Genomic DNA, 16234 nt, shown 5'->3' with positions numbered 1-16234 from the left:
CCCGAGATTGAGAGTTTCGCGTTCGTCGCCGAATCGCAACTCAAAGGCTCTTCTGAAATTTTTGTTTTTGTGATATAATGTCAAAGCTTGCGGGTAATGTCCGTTTCTATGATGAACAATGGACAACCAAGCCGGACAGCTCTCATGGCGGCCGCGGCGCGCGCGGCGCATCTCCTTGTCGACGACACCCCCTCGATTTTCGCCGACACCATGGCGCAGACCTTCCTGGGGGAGCGCGCAGACGAACTTCTCGGCTACCACCGGTCTTACGGAGGCCACCCCGTTCTGTCCGGCGCACGGACGACGGCCGTCACCCGCAGCCGCTACACCGAGGATCGGCTGTCCGAGCTGGTCGCCCACGGCATCGACCAGTACGTGATCCTCGGTGCGGGGCTGGACTCCTTCGCCTGCCGGTCCGAACTGGCCGGCCAAGTCAGGGTGTTCGAGGTCGACCAGCCTTCGACCCAGGACTGGAAGCGGGCGCTGCTGGCTGCGACGGGGACGAAGGTGCCGTCATCCACCGTCTTCGTCCCAATCGACTTCGAGCAGGAGTCCACCCGGTCTCTGACGGACCATCTCGTCCTGGCCGGCTTCGACCGGAGCCGGCCCGCGCTGGTCAGCTGGCTCGGGGTCACGATGTACCTCACCCGGGAGGCGATCGGCCAGACCCTGGCGGCCGTCAGCGGCTTTGCGCCCGGCACCGAGATCGTCGTGGAGTACCTTCTCCCGGCCGAATCGCGCGACGAGGCAGGCCAGTCCTATGCGGAGCTGGTCATGGCTGCGACGGCCGAGCAAGGCGAGCCCTGGCAGACCTTCCTCAGCTTCGAACAGATGGACGATCTCCTGCTCGAGTACCGGCTCCAGCCGGTCGAGTACGTTCGGCAGCGCGAGACGATCGACCCCGCGGGCTGGGAACGCACCGACTCGCTCCGCCCGTTCGAACTGTCCGTGCTCGCCCGTGCGAGCGTCCCCGCCCGCTAGTGGCCCGTCACGCTGCCTTGGCCGGACAACCGGTCCGGCTTCGGGTGGGTGAACCGGTGGCGAAGCCTGCCGGTCCAGGCGAACGTTCGCTCCACCACCCACGGGCGGCCTGCTGTTGGCCATGATCTACATCGCCATGATCATGTCACGCCGGCTCGCCCGCACCGGCGACCGGTGACCCGAGTTTCCGGACGCCCACCGGACGCCCAGGGTTCAGGTGGTCGGTTGCTCGACGATGGAGTCGACCCGGTCGGGATAGAAGGCGACGTGGTCCTTGATCTCGGCGACGGCCGGGTACGGCGACTCGTAGAACCACACCGCGTCCACCGCCGGCTTGCCGTCCACCGTGACGGTGTAGTAACTCGCGTCACCCTTGAAAGGACAGTAGGTGGCGGTGTCGGTCCGCTCCAGCAGCGAGCGGTCGACGTCGGCGATCGGGACGTACTGCACGGGCGGGTACGCCGCCTCACGCAGCGTCAGCGCGCGCTGCGAGTCGGCGATCACCTGGCCGCCCACCGAGACGACGACCCGGGCCGGGTTCGGCGTGATCGTGATCGGATGACTGGGGCTGGGCTGCAGGATGGGCTTGTCGGTCATGGCGGGAACCCCTTTCTCTCACCCCCAGTCTGCCGGACCCCCGGATCGCGGTGCCGCCCCCGCCCCCGGAGATCGGGGGAGCGGTCAGGCCGGGCGCTCGGGTACGGAACCCGGAGGCGCCCGCATCGGATGGAGGGCGAGGATGCCGAACGAGGCGTCCGGGACGATGATTCGGTTCCGGCACGGCCGGATCGTTGTGGATCGTCCATCACATTGACCGTACCGCGCCGGCGTCGTACCGCACCTGTCCGCCCACAACCGTCGCGCCTATCGTGAGGCTGCTGAGCCGATCCGGGCTGACCTGGAGCAGATCGTCGGAGAGAACGACGAAGTCGGCGAGCTTCCCGTGTGACAGGGTGCCTTTGATCGTCTCCTCGCGGGCGGCGAAGGCGGATCCCGTCGTGAAGGCGTGCAGGGCCTGCAAAGGTGTCAGTGTCTCCTCGGCGCCAAGCAGCCGGCCGCTCGCGGTCTGGCGGTTGACCAGGGAGTGAATGCCCAGCAGGGGGTCGCCGAGGGCGACGGGACAGTCGCTGCTGCCAGGCACCCGCAGCCCGGCTTCGAGGAACGACCGGGCTCGGAAACACCATTCGCTGCGGGGCGAGCCGAGTGCGCGAATGAAGCCGTCTCCGAGTTCGTGGATGAACCGGCCTTGGGGAACGGGAATCGCGCCCACCGCGGCGATGCGCGGCAACTGGTCCGGCCGCGTCACCGCGCAGTGCTCGATGCGATGTCGCGGATCACGGCGCGGATAGAGATGTTGCGCACGTTCATAGGCGTCGATGACAAAATCGATCGTGACGTCCCCGACCGCGTGCGCGGCGATCTGCCAGCCGAACCGATGTGCCTGGATGATCTGGTTGACGACGATCTCAGGGTCTTCGCGGAAGTAGCCGGATCGCCCGGGAGTGTCCGCGTAGGGCACTGACATGTTGGCGGTCCGGCCGATGAGCGAGCCATCGACCATGAACTTGACCGCTGAAACCTTGAGCCACTCGTCGCCGAAGCCGCTTGACAGACCAAGATCCAGGCCGAACCATTGCCGCTCCGCCTCGAATGGGCCGATCTCACGAAGGAGTTCGGCGGCCGGCATGACGTTCGTCCGGACGTGCAGCAGTCCCCGGTCCCGCGCCTGCGCGAACGCTGCCAGGTCGGCGCAGTTGTTGCCCAGCATCCCGACGGTGCCGATCCCCGGCTCGGTCACCGATGTGAGGCCGGACGCGACCGCTGCCCGGCTGGCGCGGCCGATCGCCTCGACGAAGCGTTCGAACGGCGCGGGGCCCACGGATTCGTAGGCGACTTCGACCGCCCGTTCGGCGAGCAGGCCGTTGGGTCTGCCGCCGGCATCCGTATAGACCGTTCCGCCCTCGATCTCGACCGGTGCCCGTCCCTCCACGATGCCCATTCGGGCCAGCCCCATGGAGTTGACCACCCCGAGGTGTCCGGAGCAGTGTTGGAGAAAGGCCGGGCGGCCGCCGCTGACCTGATCGAGCCGATCACGGTCTGGATGTGCTCCAAGCTTGTTCTGGTCGTATCCCGCGCCGATCACCCACGAATCGGGGGGCAGCTGCGCGGCGTGCTCGGCGACCCGACGGTAAAGCTCGTCCAGGGTGGACACGGTCTCGGCTCGAAGGTCGACCTGAAGCATCCGCACGCCGAAAGCGCTGAGATGGTAGTGCGCGTCGTTGAACCCCGGCACCACTGGCGCGCCGCCCAAATCCACGATCCGGGACGCGCTCACCCCCTCCAGTTCTTCGTCAAACCCGGCCACCCGCCCGGCGAACACGCCTATTCGCCGCGCTGTCGGCCGGGATCGATCCAGTGTCGTGACGCGGGCGTTGGTATAGATCGTGTCCAATCGCACAGGCGTTCCCTTCAGGAAGCTTGAGAGCGCCGGGCCGGCGCGAATTCCGTGACACCGCTGTAGCCGCCGCGGTGAAAGACGAGCGGCATGGGGGACTGCGGATCCAGCAGCATCTTCGACACGGCCCCCACGACGATGACGTGGTCACCGGCCTCATGCACGTCGGCTGTCTCGCACCAGATCCACGCCACCGCGCGGTCCAGGTAAGGCAGCGACAACGGTCCGTATTGCCAGCTCAGGCCACCGAACTTGTCACCGCCTTTCCGGGCGAACCGGCTGCTGATGTCCTGCTGGTCCTCCGCGAGCAGGTTCACGCAGAACCGCGCACCGCCGGCCATGAGCGGCCACGACGTCGAGGTCTTCGCGACGCAGAAGCCGACCAGCGGCGGATCCAACGACACCGAGAAAAAGGAGCCACAGGTGAATCCCACCGGCTGGCCGCCCTCGTCGGCGCCGGTGACAATGACGACCCCGGTGGGGACATGACCGAGGATCGTACGGAAGCGATCCGCGCCAACACTGTGCATCATTTCCTCCGATGTCCTGACGCGGACGCCAGGCAACTCGTTCGGCTCTTCGACCTCGTCAATTGGGGCGCCGGCCTGAAGGGCCCGCACCGCGACTATGAGGAGCTTCGCCGCGAGGTACCCGCTCGCGTCACGGGAGGAATCCCTACCTGGGTACCCGGACCCGGGAAAAACCGAAGCGACGACAGCGCCGTCGACCGCTGACGCCGGCGGAGTCGGCCCGATCCGTGGGGCCGGGACCGCGACGGTCCGTTCTGCCGGGGTGGTACCGGCCACGATCACGGATCGGCGGACTCGCCCGCCCGGTGAATCCACGGCGGGGGAGGCCGGGCGACACTTCCCGCGCGCCCGGGGCCGCCTACGTCACCGCCCGCGCGGGCGGACCGGCCTCCTCGATCCGCCCGCGGCCCGCGGTCGGTCTCGGCGCGGAGCCGGCATCGAGTCGGTGGAGTTCGTCATGGCCGTGTGCGGTCGACGCGTGCACGTGGCGGAGCTGTCGCGGCGCGGCCTCAGAGCCTTCCACCTGCCCGCCCGGGGAGCGATATGGGGAGAATCCCCCGTGTTAATCGGTCGCCCTGAGTGGAGTATCCGGATGGCCGTTACGATCGGAAATACAGAAGACAACGAGGTGGCATCCAGTGCCTGAAGTTGATCATTCTACATCGTCACACGAGGGCCCTTCGCCAACGCGGCAGGAAACGCCCGAACCCGCACCAGGAACCCGGCTTCAGGGCAATCTCGGGGTCTTCGACCTGGTCATCATGGTGCTCTCCTACGCCGGCCCGCTCGTGGTCGTGGGACTCTTCGGCGCCTTCGTCATCGGCTACGGCGTCGGTGCCGCGACTCCGCTCGCGGTCGTGCTCGTGGCCGGCGGCCTGTGCGTGTTCACGGTCGGCTATGTGGCCATGAGCCAGAGCCTGTCCCAGCCGGGTGCCCTGTATACGTACGTCACCGCGGGGCTTGGACGTGTCCTCGGGCTCAGCTCGGCCTTCCTCGCCAACCTCACCTACCTCATGTTCGGCGTCACCCTCCACTCGGGGCTGGCGATCGTGCTGAAGACGTTCATCAGCTCCCTGGGGGGCCCTGAGATCCCGTGGCAGCTGATCGTGATCGTCTCGCTCGCCGTGACCGGTGTCCTCGGACACTTCCGGGTCGATGTGTCCGCCGGCATCATGACCAAGCTGATGGTCGTGCAGGTGATCGCGGTGCTGGTCTGGAACGCCGTGGTGCTCGTCAAGGGTGGCCCCCAGGGCACGCCGTTGGACTCCTTCGTGCCCGCGAACCTCTCGAACGGGTCGCTTCCGATCGCACTCCTGCTGCTGATCACGGGCTTTGTCGGTTTCGAGTCCACAGCCGTCTTCCGTGACGAGGTGCGGGACCCGAACCGGACCATACCCCGGGCCGCCTACATATCGATCACGACCATCGCCGTCTTCTACGTGCTTTCCTTCTGGGCCTCGGCCGTGGCCTACGGTCCCGACCGCGTGGTCGACGCGGCCTTGTCCGATCCGGCTGGTTTCTTCCCCGCATCCGTCCGGGAGTATCTCGGATCCGTGTCCGCCGACCTGGTGTCGGTGATGCTGGTGATGAGCTACCTCTGCGGCGTGATCGCTGCGCAGAACATCCTCTCGAGGTATCTCCACGCGCTCGGCGCGGACGGCGTGCTCAAGTGGAACGTCGGCAGGGTCCATCCTCGGCACGGCTCCCCGTACGTCGCCAACATTCTCGCCACGGCCCTGCTGATCGTCATGTTCGTGCCGTTCGTCGGCGGGGACCCGGAGAAGCCGTACACCGTCCTGGCGGCGGCGGGCGTTCTGGCGCTGTTGCTCCTGCTGACGCTGAGCAGCATCGCGGTCGTCGTCTATTTCCGGCGCGACGGCTCCGGCTCCAGCACCTGGAAGACCGTCATCGCGCCGTTGATCGCCGCCGTTCTCATGGTGACACTAACGGTCTTCGGTCTGCTGAACCTCGACGTCCTGGGCGCGACGAACATACTCACCGCCGTCATCTTCGGCACGGCCGTGCTGGGCGCCGTCGTCGCCCTGGTGTACCGCAGGGTGCAACCTGAGACGTACCGGAGAATCGGGCGGAGCCAGGTGTGAGCCGGCGGTAGAGACCGACGCGGCCCGGGGCGAGTGTCCTCGTTCCGGGCCGCGTTCGATGACCTGGCGGTGCCGCCTCCTCAGGCGATCACCTGCGCGACGTATTTGAGGTTCGTGTACTCCCCGAGGCCCTCGGACCCGCCCTCACGCCCGAGCCCTGAGTACTTGATGCCGCCGAAAGGCGCCGCGGCGTTCGCGATGAGCCCCTGGTTGAGCCCGACCATGCCGACCTCCAGCGCGCCGGAGACACGCGTCGCACGGTCGAGGTTCTCCGTGAAGACGTACGCGGCGAGTCCGAACGGCGTGTCGTTCGCCTGCGCGATCGCGTCGGCTTCGTCCGCGAAACGCACGATCGGCGCGACCGGCCCGAAGATCTCCTCGTGCAAAATGCGCGCGTCACGCGGGACGCCGTCAAGAACGGTCGGCGGGTAGAACGAGCCGGTGCCTTCGGGCACCTCGCCGCCGACAAGCACGCGCGCGCCGCGCGCCACCGCGTCGTCGACCAGCGCGGCCACGCCCTTCACCGCCTGCTCGCTGATCAACGGCCCGACGGTCACGCCCGGCTCGGTGCCCCGCCCGACGACGACCTCGGCCATGCGAGCCGCGAAGCGCTCGGTGAAGGCGTCGGCGACCGCCTCGTGCACGAGAATGCGATTCGCGGCGACGCACGACTCGCCCCCGTTACGCAGCTTCGCGACGAGCGCGCCCTCGACGGCACGGTCGAGATCGGCGTCCTCGAACACGAGCAGCGGCGCGTTGCCCCCCAGCTCCATCGAGGTGCGCAGGACATGCGCCGCGCTCTGCTCCAGCAGTCGCTGACCGACGCCCGTGGAGCCGGTGAACGACACCTTGCGCAGGCGTGGATCGGCCATCAGAGCCGCGGAGAAGCTCCCCGGGTCGGCCGTCGTGACGATGTTCACGACACCGTCGGGGACACCCGCGTCGCTCAGGATCCGCGCCATCAGGAACATCGTCAGCGGTGTGAGCAGCGCCGGCTTCACGATCATCGTGCAACCGGCCGCGAGCGCCGGAGCGATTTTGCGCACGGCCATCGCCAGCGGGAAGTTCCAGGGGGTGATCAACAGGCACGGTCCGACCGGCTCGTGCGTCACGATGACGCGCGAGCGCCCGTCGGGGCTCGTCGACACGCGACCGTCGAGACGAACCGCCTCCTCGGCGTACCAGCGCAGGTAGTCGGCGGCGTAGGTGACCTCGACGCGCGCCTCCGCGAGCGGCTTGCCCATCTCGCTGGTGATCAGCAGCGCGAGATCTTCCACGCGCTCGATGACCAGTTCGAACGCGCGTCGCAGAATCTCCGCCCGTGCCCGTGGGGCCCGTCGCGCCCAGTCGCCCTGGGCCGCGCACGCGGCGTCGAGCGCGGTGAGTCCGTCCTCGACCGTCGCGTCGGCGACGAGCGCGAGTTCGGCGCCGGTGGCCGGGTCGTACACGGCGGCGCGGCGGTTGCCCGTCGCGGCACGCCACTCCCCTCCGATCAGCAGATCGGTCGGTACGTGCCGCAACAGCGCGCGTTGCCCGGCGTCGAGCCTGTGATCGGTCACGGTCATGTCGGCACCACCACGTGGTCGAGGGAGGCGGCGATCGCCTCGGAGATGAGCGTCAGGTCCGCCTCGTCGACGACCAGCGGCGGGCATATCTGCAGGACGTTGTCGGTGAGCACGCGCGTGATGACGCCACGGTCGAGGCTCGCTCGGGCGATGGCCTCACCCGGAGCGTCCTTGGTGAGCCGCACGCCCGCCATGAAACCCGCGCCGCAGCGAACCTCGGCGACGAGGTCGTGCTCCGCGAGCGGTGCGAGCGCCGCCCGCAGAATCGGCTCCAGCTCCGCGGCCCGCTCCACGAGCCGTTCACGCTCGATGATGTCGAGGTTCTCCCGCGCCACGGCGCAGGCGGTCGCGTGGCCGGAGTAGGTGATGCCATGACGGAAGACCGGCGCGTCGTCGCCCGTGAAGAACGGCTCCCACACTCGGGGCCCGATCAGCACACCGCCGAGCGGCGCGTAGCCGGAGGTTATGCCCTTGGCCACCAGCACCATGTCGGGCCTGAGACCGAAGCGCTCACACGCGAACAGTGTGCCGGCCCGGCCGAAGCCCGTGATCACCTCATCGACGACGAACAGGATGTCATGCCGGCGACACAGCTCCTGGAGCCCGGTGAGGTAGCCCTCTGGCGCGGTGATCACCCCGCCGGTCCCGATGATCGGCTCGGCGACGAGGGCGGCGATGCGTTCAGGGCCCGCCTCCTCGATGGCGGTGACCACGGCGTCGAGGTCGCTGTGCGCGACGCGCAGCGTCTCGGGGATCAACGACTCGCTGCCGTAGCCCTCGCGGTTGCCGGGAATCCCCCCGATGCTCGTCCCGAAGCCGTGCAGGCCGTGGTAGGAGTTGTGGCGGCTGACGATCACCCGCTTGTCCGGTCGGCCGCGCACCTGCCAGTGGCGCCGCGCGAGCTTGCAGGCGAGGTCGACAGCGTCGGAGCCGCCGCTGGTCCAGAAGACCTTCGCGTCCGCGATCGGCCCGGTGGCCGTGACGCGCTCGGCGAGTTCCAGCGCCGGCTCGTTCGCGAAGCGGCCGAACAGGTGATACGTCTCCAGGCGCTCCATCTGGCGCGCCGCGGCCCGTGCGATCGACGCCCGGCCGTGGCCGACGTTCGCGTGCCAGAGGCCGGCGGTCGCGTCGAGCAACCTGCGGCCATCGGATGTCTCGACGTAGGCGCCGTCGCCACCGACGATCAGCACACGATCGTCGACGACGCTGGGCATATGCGCCTGTGGATGCCAGAGCGCTGAGTAAGAAGTGGACATTGTGCAACTGTAGTACAGTAGGGCAATCTTCGTAAAGCCTCGAGTCGAGCGACGCCTCCGCGTGATGAACGGGGGATCGGTCGACATCGATCGACGCGGCCACGCGCCACTACGCTTGAGGGGTATGAGCGTGAGCGAACAACGGATCTCGATCGACCGGCAGAGCACACCGGCGCAGATCGCCCGTGGGCTGACCGAGCTGATCCTCCGGCACGAGCTGCCGACGGGACGCCCGATCCGTGAGAGCGTCCTCGCCGCCGAACTCGGCGTATCGCGCAACACCGTCCGCGAGGCCATCCGAATCCTCGAACGCAGCGGCCTCGTGCGCCATGAGATGAACCGCGGCGCCGTCGTACGTGAACCCTCCGTCGACGACCTGCGCGACCTCTTCGAGGCACGCCTCGCGATCGAGGTCGGCGCCGCGATGGCGGCGCCCTTACCTGCCGCGGCGCTCGCCGTGCGCGGCGCGTTCACCCAGCTGAGCGCGGCGCTCGCCGCATCCGACGCGGAGGCGGCGATCGCGTCCGACCTCGCCTTTCACACGGCGATCGTCGGCGCGGTCGGCAGTTCCCGCCTGACCGCCGCGTTCACACCGCTCATCAACGAGCTGCGGCTCTACCTGTCGATCCTGGCGGTCGCCGAGAACGAGTATGACGACGTCGGCCGAATCGCCGCCGAACACGAGGTGATCGTCGTCGCCTTCGAGGCGCACGACCGCCACCGCGCCGCCCAGGAGATCACCGCGCACATCCGCGGCAACGCCGCTCGGCTCGTCGCCCTGATGGGCTCAAGGCGGGAATGACATCGTCGAAGATCCTTCAGCGGAAAAGTGCCCCTCCGCACGGAGAACCTGGCCCCCGGCAAGTTCGGTTCCGCTACGGAGAAGGCACTTTCCCGATCTCGATCCCGCGCCACCCCGACGATCAGGGATGGGCGGGGCCGGTGCTTTCCGCGAAGTTCGCGGCCGTACGCGCGAACGCCTCTCTTCGGATCTCCACGATCCCCGACAGCTCCTGCACCTCAAGGATCCGGCTGATCCTCCGATCGCGGAAGTCGAGGAACCACACCCACTCACGGCTGACCGTGAGGCCGCTCTTCCTGACCTTGTAGTGCTCTACGCCCAGGACGACGACACGAGCGCCGTCGCCGAAATACTGGAGGGGGCTGTCGTACGGCCGGACCTCCAGCAAGTCGGTGACACGCTCGAAATAGTCGAGCAGCGCGGTCTTGCTCCGGAGCTCGTCACCGTGGGCGGTTCTGTACACGATGTCCTCGGCGAACAGGTCGTAGAGCGGCTGAGAGTCCTCGGACTCCCCGCGTTCCAGCGGACCCAGAACGCTCCGCATCAGCGCGATGTCTTCCATGACCATGCTCTCCTTGACGGCACTCGCTCGTCCGGGCGAAGTGCTTTTCGAGTCTCACCGCTCCGAATTCGTGGCACGCGTCGCTCCCCGGACTACCGCAACTTCACGTAGTAGTCGCGGTTGGCGACGAACAGCCCGTTCCTGATGTGTCCCATCGCGATCCCACGCAGCTCGAACGGTTCACCGATCTTGCCCACGTTGTCCTCGGTCGTGGGACCGAACGAGCCCTTGAGGTTTCCCTTGATGGTCCACTCAAGCAGGTAACGCGAACCGTTGTCCCAGACGTTCGCCTCATGCAACGTCACTTCGCCGTCCGTGACGCCGTCGAAGTACTGCGTGATGAAATCCCGAATTCCGGTCTTGTCGCTCGCGAAGAAACTTACGGCATAGTCTTCGTAGGTGGCGTCGTCGGCGTAGCAGGAGAGCCAGCCTTCGAGGTCATTGTTCTCGAAGGCGGTCCAGTATTTGTCGATGAGCGCACGGGCAACGGCTTCTGTCATATCAGGTTCCCTTCCATGGATTTTTCTTGTTTTTTACAGAGCCCACGCATGCCGGTCACCGTCTCTGAACCGCTTCTCGCTTCTCGGAACTCCCAACTCATCTGCGTGGACCGGTCCTGTCAACCTGACATACGCTGCAGATACCACTGGTCGAAGTGGTAACCGGCGCGCTCCCCGTCGGCATACGGCCCGGGGATGAAGGCGTCGCTGTGGACATTGGCCCACATCGTCTCGCACGGATACTGATCCTCGCCCTGCACGGTCTGCGACCAGTACTTCTGTTCCTCCAGGTAGCTTTCGTGGTTCTCGGCGGCCTTCGTCTCCGGCCGCACGATGTTGGACCACGTAAATGTCACCTCACCCGGTGTGGCGCCCGGCAGCACTATGTAGCCGGTCGCATTCTCGGGTGCCACTGAGATCAGGAAATTCGGCCACATCACGAAGAAGCGCATTTCCTCGTCGATCCAGTCGGGAAGGTTGTCCATCGGGACCGAGCCCCCCGTGGGGTCGCGCTGGTTCTGGCCCGGGGCGTACGGCATGTAGAACGTGGTCCACGTGTCGAACTTCTCCGTCGGGGTGTAGGTCATCTCTCCCGGAGCCAGCCACTGCGCGCTCTTGTAGTGCGTGCCGATGACGTGGTAACCCTCAACCGAGTTCTCGTACGTCAGCTTCCAGTTCCACTTCCCGTGGTACGGAATTTCGTAGAGAATCTCCAGCGGCTTGGACAGCCAGGGCTCCAGGACGTCGTCGAGCCCGGCGAGTTTCGAGGCCAGCGGCTCGGCCCGCCCGTCCTGGTTGACGAAGACGAACCCCATCCAGGTGTCGATACGGAGCTCGACGAGCCCCACACCCTCACGCAGCATGTGCTCCATCGTCGGCGCACTGACCAGCTTGCCGTGGAGGTCGTATGTCCAGGTGTGGTACGGGCACTTGAACTTCTGGCAGTTGCCCTGGGGGGTCGCCGCGACCTGCGCGCCGCGATGCCGGCAGATGTTGTGGAAGCCGCGCAGCCGACCGTCTTCGCCACGCACGAACAGCAATGAATCGCCGGCCAGTTCCACCACCCGGAAATCCCCGGGGTTCGGGACCGTGGACTCATGGAACACGGCCATCCACTCTCGACGGAAGATCTTCTCCTTCTCGACGCTCAAAATCGCCGGATCGGTGTAGAGTCGCCCGGCTAGGCCCCGCGCCTCGTGTGGCCCCTTACCGAGATTCTGAAGTTCCTCCGGCCGCAAGACGTCGGCCCCAGTGGTCAGTGTCACGCTGCACCTCCATCGATCTGCGGGACCAGGTCAATCGGGACCGGGAATCGCCAGGACTCCGGCACACCGACCGCCGCTCTGATCCGTCCTCTCCCTCATCACAGACATGAAGATCACGGCAGCTTCGCGAAACCAAGCGTGCGTTCGCACGGTGTTTCCCCTGCTAGCAGAGGCACCGTCGTGAAGCAACCGCGTCAACGTGAACAGAGTTGCACCGGCATACCGAGCCAAGTGACGGGAATAATCCCCGCTTGGATACCCGAACCCCCCCGGTGCGCGTCTCGGGGGCGGCCGGTGGGGAGGTTGCTCGGGCCCGCGACGTCCGGTGGACACGATGAACCCGAGCTCGATGACCTCGGGTCACCGTCGTTCTCCTATGAGATCGGCACCCGGCCGGCGTTCGTGCTGGTGATCGTTGCGGCCCCTACCCTTGCCACTATGACTACAATGTGATAAGTGTCACAGCTTCGCCTGGTATCCAGGAGCTGGCACCCAGGAGGTCGTACAGTGACCAAACCCTCCCGGTCGGATCGAGCGCTCCCCGCCTCGCTGACCACTTTCATAGGACGCCGGCGGGAGAGCGCCGAAGTCCGCAGGTTGCTGGAGTCCAGTCGGCTGCTGACGTTGACCGGCCCCGGAGGCATCGGCAAAACGCGTCTCGCGCTGCACACGGCACGCTCCATGCACCGTGCGTTTCCCGACGGCATATGGTCGGTGGAACTCGACACGCTGACAGATCCGAGCCTGCTGCCACAGACGATCTCGGCGGCGATCGGCCTGCCGGACGTGCCCAACACCGCCCGGATGGAGGCGCTGATCAACTATCTGTCCGAACGGGACGGATTGCTGATCTTGGATAATTGCGAACACCTGGTCGCCAGTTGCGCGCAGCTCGTGCGGGCGCTGCTGCGAGCCTCGCAGGGCCTGCGGATACTCGCGACGAGCAGACAGCCACTGGGGGTGGAGGGCGAGCAGGCCTTCGAGGTGCCACCCCTCAGCGTGCCGGAGGAGGGGGCGGACAGTGAATCCGCCCAGGCGCTGCAGCGTTACGAGTCGGTCAATCTGTTCCTGGACCGGGCACGGTCGATCATCCCCGGTTTCAAGCTGGACACCGCGAATCACCAAGCCGTCGCACGCCTGTGCCTCGATCTTGAGGGAGTGCCGCTCGCCATCGAACTCGCGGCGGTGCGCCTGCGCCTGCTGTCGGTGGACCAGATCGCCGCCCGGCTCGACGACCGCTTCCGGCTCCTGTCCGTCGGACACCGAGCCTCCGCTCCGCGCCAGACCTCGCTGACGGCGATGGTCGAGTGGAGCTACGAACTGCTGGATCAGCCCGACCGCATGCTGTGGGCGCGACTGTCCGTCTTCGCCGGTGGTTTCGACCTCGCGGCGGTGGAGGCCGTGTGCTGCGACGACGACCTCCCGGTGGAGTCGTTGCTGGATCGATTGCACAGCCTCGTCGAACGCTCGATCGTCGTCCGCGACGAAGTGGAGACCGGAATCCGTTACCGGATGCTCGAAACACTCCGGCAGTTCGGTCGAGCCCACCTCACGAGCTCCGACGAGCTGGAGAACATGCGAGCGCGGCACCGCGACTGGTACGGCGCACTGGCCAAGGAGGCCATCGCCGGCTGGACGGGAGCGGAGGAGCTTGAGTGGAATCGGCGGCTCAAGGCCGAGCGGCACAACATCCGCGCGGCGATCGAATACAGCCTGACCGTCCCGGACCAAGCCATTCGTGGCCTGCGTATGGCCGTGAACCTTCGATACTTCTGGCTGGTTCACGGGATCAGCGAGGGCAGGCGCCATGCCGAACGCCTGCTGGCCGCTCTGCCCAGGGGAGAGGACGCGGACAAGGCCAAGGTGCGGGGACACTGGCTGGCCGGATGGCTCGCGTTCTACCAGGGCGACATCGAGGCGACGCGCCGCCACGGTGAGGAGAGCACCGCGCTCGCCGAACGTCTCGACGACACGTTCGGCCGCGCCTACGCGACCTACCTCATGGGCCTGGTGGCCGCCTGTGACCACGACTACGAGCGCGTGAAGACCCTGATGTCGAAAGCCCGCGATCTCCACGAGGAGACGGGTGATCTGGCGGGAGCGTGGCTGGCGACCTCGGATCTCGCGGGCGCGCTGGGCGCACGGGGAGAGAAGGACACGGCCATCGACCTTTGCCGGCTCGCGATCGGCCAATGTGTCGAGCACGGCGCCCGCTGGTTCCAGTCGTACCTGCAATGGACCGTCGCCGACCTTCTGCGCATGCAGGGAAACCACAACGAGGCCACGCGGCTGCTCGAATCGACCCTCAAGATCAGCCTCGATTTCGAGGACCAGATGAGCTCCGGTTCGTGTCTTGAGTCGCTGTCCTGGCTGGCCGGGCAACGCGAGGACGCGGCCTCCGCGGCCTGGCTGCTCGGCGCGGCACACGCGACGTGGGGCAACGCCGGCATCTCGCTCCTGCGGTTCGCCGAATGGGGGCACATCCACGAACAGACACGTGCCCATGCGTGTAGATCGCTGGGAGAGGAGTCGTTCAACCAGACATACCAGCGCGGAACCAGGATGACGCCGACAGAAGCGATCAACAGCGTCCTCAGAAGGAAGACGCCCGCCGCCTCGCCGCGCGGCCCTGAGACTGTGGGCGGCATCGAAGACCTTACTCCCAGAGAGCTACAGATCGCGCGGTTGATCAGTCAGGGCCTGACGAACAAGAAGATCGCTCAGCAGCTCGTCATCGCCCAGCGCACGGCAGAGGGCCACGTCGAGAACATACTGCGCAAGCTCAGCTGCAACTCACGTGCCCAGGTCGCCGCCTGGATGTCGCGCGCCACGGACGGGGGCTGAATCCTCGGGCCGTTGTCGTGGCTCAACGGCCCGAAGCGAAGAACACCGGCCACCGCCACCGTCGCGAGGATCAACCCGGAGACCGGCAGGGTGGCAACGGTCTTCCAGGCACACTCCCGCCGCTCGTCGGTTGCGGGTATCGGGGCGGGGATTCCTCCCGTTACTCGGGTCCGTACACCACTGCGAATCTTCTCGGGTTCGCTGTACAACCGAGAGGCAGGGGAGATCACATGCCGAGCGAGGCTCATGAGCAGTTGGTCCAGGCGTTCCTTGACAACCCGACACGGCCCGACGCGACGTTGGACGATCGGCGCGTCGGGTTCGATGCCTATCTGGCCGCGCAGCCGGTACCGGAGAAGGCGGAGGTCACCGTCGCGGAGCTGGGCGGCGTCCCGGTCGAGTGGGTCACCGTGCCCGGGGCGCGCGAGGACCGCGTCGTCTTCTACCTGCACGGTGGCGGCTACGCGATGGGCTCGGCGGTCGGCTACCGGGGGTTCACGGCGCGGGTCGCCCACGAGTTGCGGACGCGTGTGGTCTCCGTCGACTATCGCCTGGCACCCGAGGCACCGTACCCCGCCCCGTTCGATGACGCCTTCGCCGCGTATCGCGCCCTGCTCGACGACGGGTTTCCCGCCGGCCGCGTCATCATCGCCGGCGACTCGGGCAGCGTCGGTTTCTCGCTCGCACTCGCCGCGCGCGTCCGCGACGAGGGCATCGCGACACCGGCGGCGGTCGTCGGCTTCTGCCCGTGGGTGGATCTCGCCGTCGGTGACACGATCTCCGAGGCCGCTGACGTCGGCGACCCGTTCGGTACGCGCGAGAGCCTGACCTTCTTCGCCGACGAATACCTGCAGGGTCACCCGCCGACGGACCCGGTGGTCAACATGCTGTACAGCGACCTGCGTGAACTACCCCCGCTGCTGCTGTTGGCGGCCACCCGCGACGTCGGCTACCGGGACGCGCTGTCCATCGCCGAGCGCGCGCGGCGGGCGGGTGTCGACGCGACCGTGAAGACCTATCACGGCCTGATGCACAACTTCCAGCTCGCGGCGCACCTTCCGGAGACCGCCGAGGCGATCGCCGCGATGGGCGAGTTCATCGATCGGCACCTGCCCGGCAGGGCCCAGGTCACCGAACGAATGTGACCGGCGAAGAGGGTGCCCTCGCCGGGGTTCTCGCGTACGCCGACGGCTCACCGGCGACGGAGGGAAGGTCGACCCCGGTGTCATGCGGTTCGGGAGTCACGCGGGGGACACGTCCGAACTCTGGAAAGGCCACACCGACGATCGGATAGGAGGGCCGGGTTTCCCGGCCCTCCTGTCGCACCGTGGGACACGCGCCCACCTCCGGTGGTTCGCCGAGCCGCGGGTCC

General features: G+C 67.1%; 13 protein-coding genes. 5 read left to right on the top strand and 8 right to left on the bottom strand.

The annotated features are described in order from the left end of the window. The first annotated feature begins 144 nt into the window (after nucleotides 1-144). The gene (locus tag OG587_RS43470; protein WP_329084704.1) at nucleotides 145-981 is read left to right on the top strand and encodes a class I SAM-dependent methyltransferase; all 837 of its coding nucleotides are present in this window, start codon (nucleotides 145-147) and stop codon (nucleotides 979-981) included. A gap of 213 nt (nucleotides 982-1194) precedes the next feature. Here the strand turns inward: OG587_RS43470 and OG587_RS43465 are convergent, their stop codons facing one another. The 3 genes from OG587_RS43465 to OG587_RS43455 form a co-directional block, all read right to left on the bottom strand. Then, complete coding sequence (locus tag OG587_RS43465) at nucleotides 1195-1578, bottom strand: DUF427 domain-containing protein (protein WP_329084703.1); 384 nt, start codon at nucleotides 1576-1578, stop codon at nucleotides 1195-1197. Between the two features lie 208 nt (nucleotides 1579-1786). After that, nucleotides 1787-3439, bottom strand: coding sequence for an amidohydrolase (locus tag OG587_RS43460; protein WP_329084702.1), 1653 nt, complete (start codon nucleotides 3437-3439; stop codon nucleotides 1787-1789). A gap of 11 nt (nucleotides 3440-3450) precedes the next feature. Continuing rightward, on the bottom strand, nucleotides 3451-4056 hold the full coding sequence (locus OG587_RS43455) for a flavin reductase family protein (RefSeq protein ID WP_329084701.1): 606 nt from the start codon (nucleotides 4054-4056) through the stop codon (nucleotides 3451-3453). 548 nt (nucleotides 4057-4604) lie between these two features. On the opposite strand from OG587_RS43455, the gene OG587_RS43450 reads away from it, so the two are divergent. Beyond that, nucleotides 4605-6068: an APC family permease gene (locus OG587_RS43450; RefSeq protein WP_329084700.1), complete on the top strand. Its 1464-nt coding sequence runs from the start codon at nucleotides 4605-4607 to the stop codon at nucleotides 6066-6068. An 80-nt stretch (nucleotides 6069-6148) separates the two neighbouring features. Here the strand turns inward: OG587_RS43450 and OG587_RS43445 are convergent, their stop codons facing one another. Beyond that, entirely contained in the window at nucleotides 6149-7633 is a 1485-nt protein-coding gene (locus OG587_RS43445) for an NAD-dependent succinate-semialdehyde dehydrogenase (RefSeq protein WP_329084699.1), read from the bottom strand. Next, nucleotides 7630-8889: an aminotransferase family protein gene (locus OG587_RS43440; protein ID WP_329084698.1), complete on the bottom strand. Its 1260-nt coding sequence runs from the start codon at nucleotides 8887-8889 to the stop codon at nucleotides 7630-7632. The genes OG587_RS43445 and OG587_RS43440 overlap by 4 nt, the downstream gene beginning before the upstream one ends. 130 nt (nucleotides 8890-9019) lie before the next feature. Here OG587_RS43440 and OG587_RS43435 point away from each other — a divergent pair, with 130 nt between their 5' ends. Then, complete coding sequence (locus OG587_RS43435) at nucleotides 9020-9691, top strand: GntR family transcriptional regulator (RefSeq protein ID WP_329084697.1); 672 nt, start codon at nucleotides 9020-9022, stop codon at nucleotides 9689-9691. Between the two features lie 121 nt (nucleotides 9692-9812). On the opposite strand, the gene OG587_RS43430 is transcribed toward OG587_RS43435, so the two are convergent. The 3 genes from OG587_RS43430 to OG587_RS43420 all read right to left on the bottom strand — a co-directional run bounded on the left by OG587_RS43430 (nucleotide 9813) and on the right by OG587_RS43420 (nucleotide 12018). Continuing rightward, nucleotides 9813-10253 (bottom strand): nuclear transport factor 2 family protein, encoded by a 441-nt coding sequence (locus tag OG587_RS43430; RefSeq protein ID WP_329084696.1) that lies wholly within the window; start codon nucleotides 10251-10253, stop codon nucleotides 9813-9815. Between the two features lie 92 nt (nucleotides 10254-10345). Then, nucleotides 10346-10753 (bottom strand): nuclear transport factor 2 family protein, encoded by a 408-nt coding sequence (locus OG587_RS43425; RefSeq protein WP_329084695.1) that lies wholly within the window; start codon nucleotides 10751-10753, stop codon nucleotides 10346-10348. A 119-nt stretch (nucleotides 10754-10872) separates the two neighbouring features. Continuing rightward, the gene (locus OG587_RS43420) at nucleotides 10873-12018 is read right to left on the bottom strand and encodes an aromatic ring-hydroxylating oxygenase subunit alpha (protein WP_329084694.1); all 1146 of its coding nucleotides are present in this window, start codon (nucleotides 12016-12018) and stop codon (nucleotides 10873-10875) included. Nucleotides 12019-12525: 507 nt separating this feature from the next. Here OG587_RS43420 and OG587_RS43415 point away from each other — a divergent pair. Next, nucleotides 12526-14862: a LuxR C-terminal-related transcriptional regulator gene (locus OG587_RS43415; protein ID WP_329084693.1), complete on the top strand. Its 2337-nt coding sequence runs from the start codon at nucleotides 12526-12528 to the stop codon at nucleotides 14860-14862. 230 nt (nucleotides 14863-15092) lie between these two features. Next, the gene (locus tag OG587_RS43410) at nucleotides 15093-16007 is read left to right on the top strand and encodes an alpha/beta hydrolase (protein WP_329084692.1); all 915 of its coding nucleotides are present in this window, start codon (nucleotides 15093-15095) and stop codon (nucleotides 16005-16007) included. The last annotated feature ends 227 nt before the right edge of the window (nucleotides 16008-16234 follow it).

The sequence above is a fragment of the Streptosporangium sp. NBC_01469 genome (genome assembly GCF_036227305.1).
Classification (GTDB): Bacteria; Actinomycetota; Actinomycetes; order Streptosporangiales; family Streptosporangiaceae; genus Streptosporangium.
The sequence above is the reverse complement of the archived record's forward strand: the minus strand, read 5'-3'. Positions and strand labels throughout refer to the sequence as shown.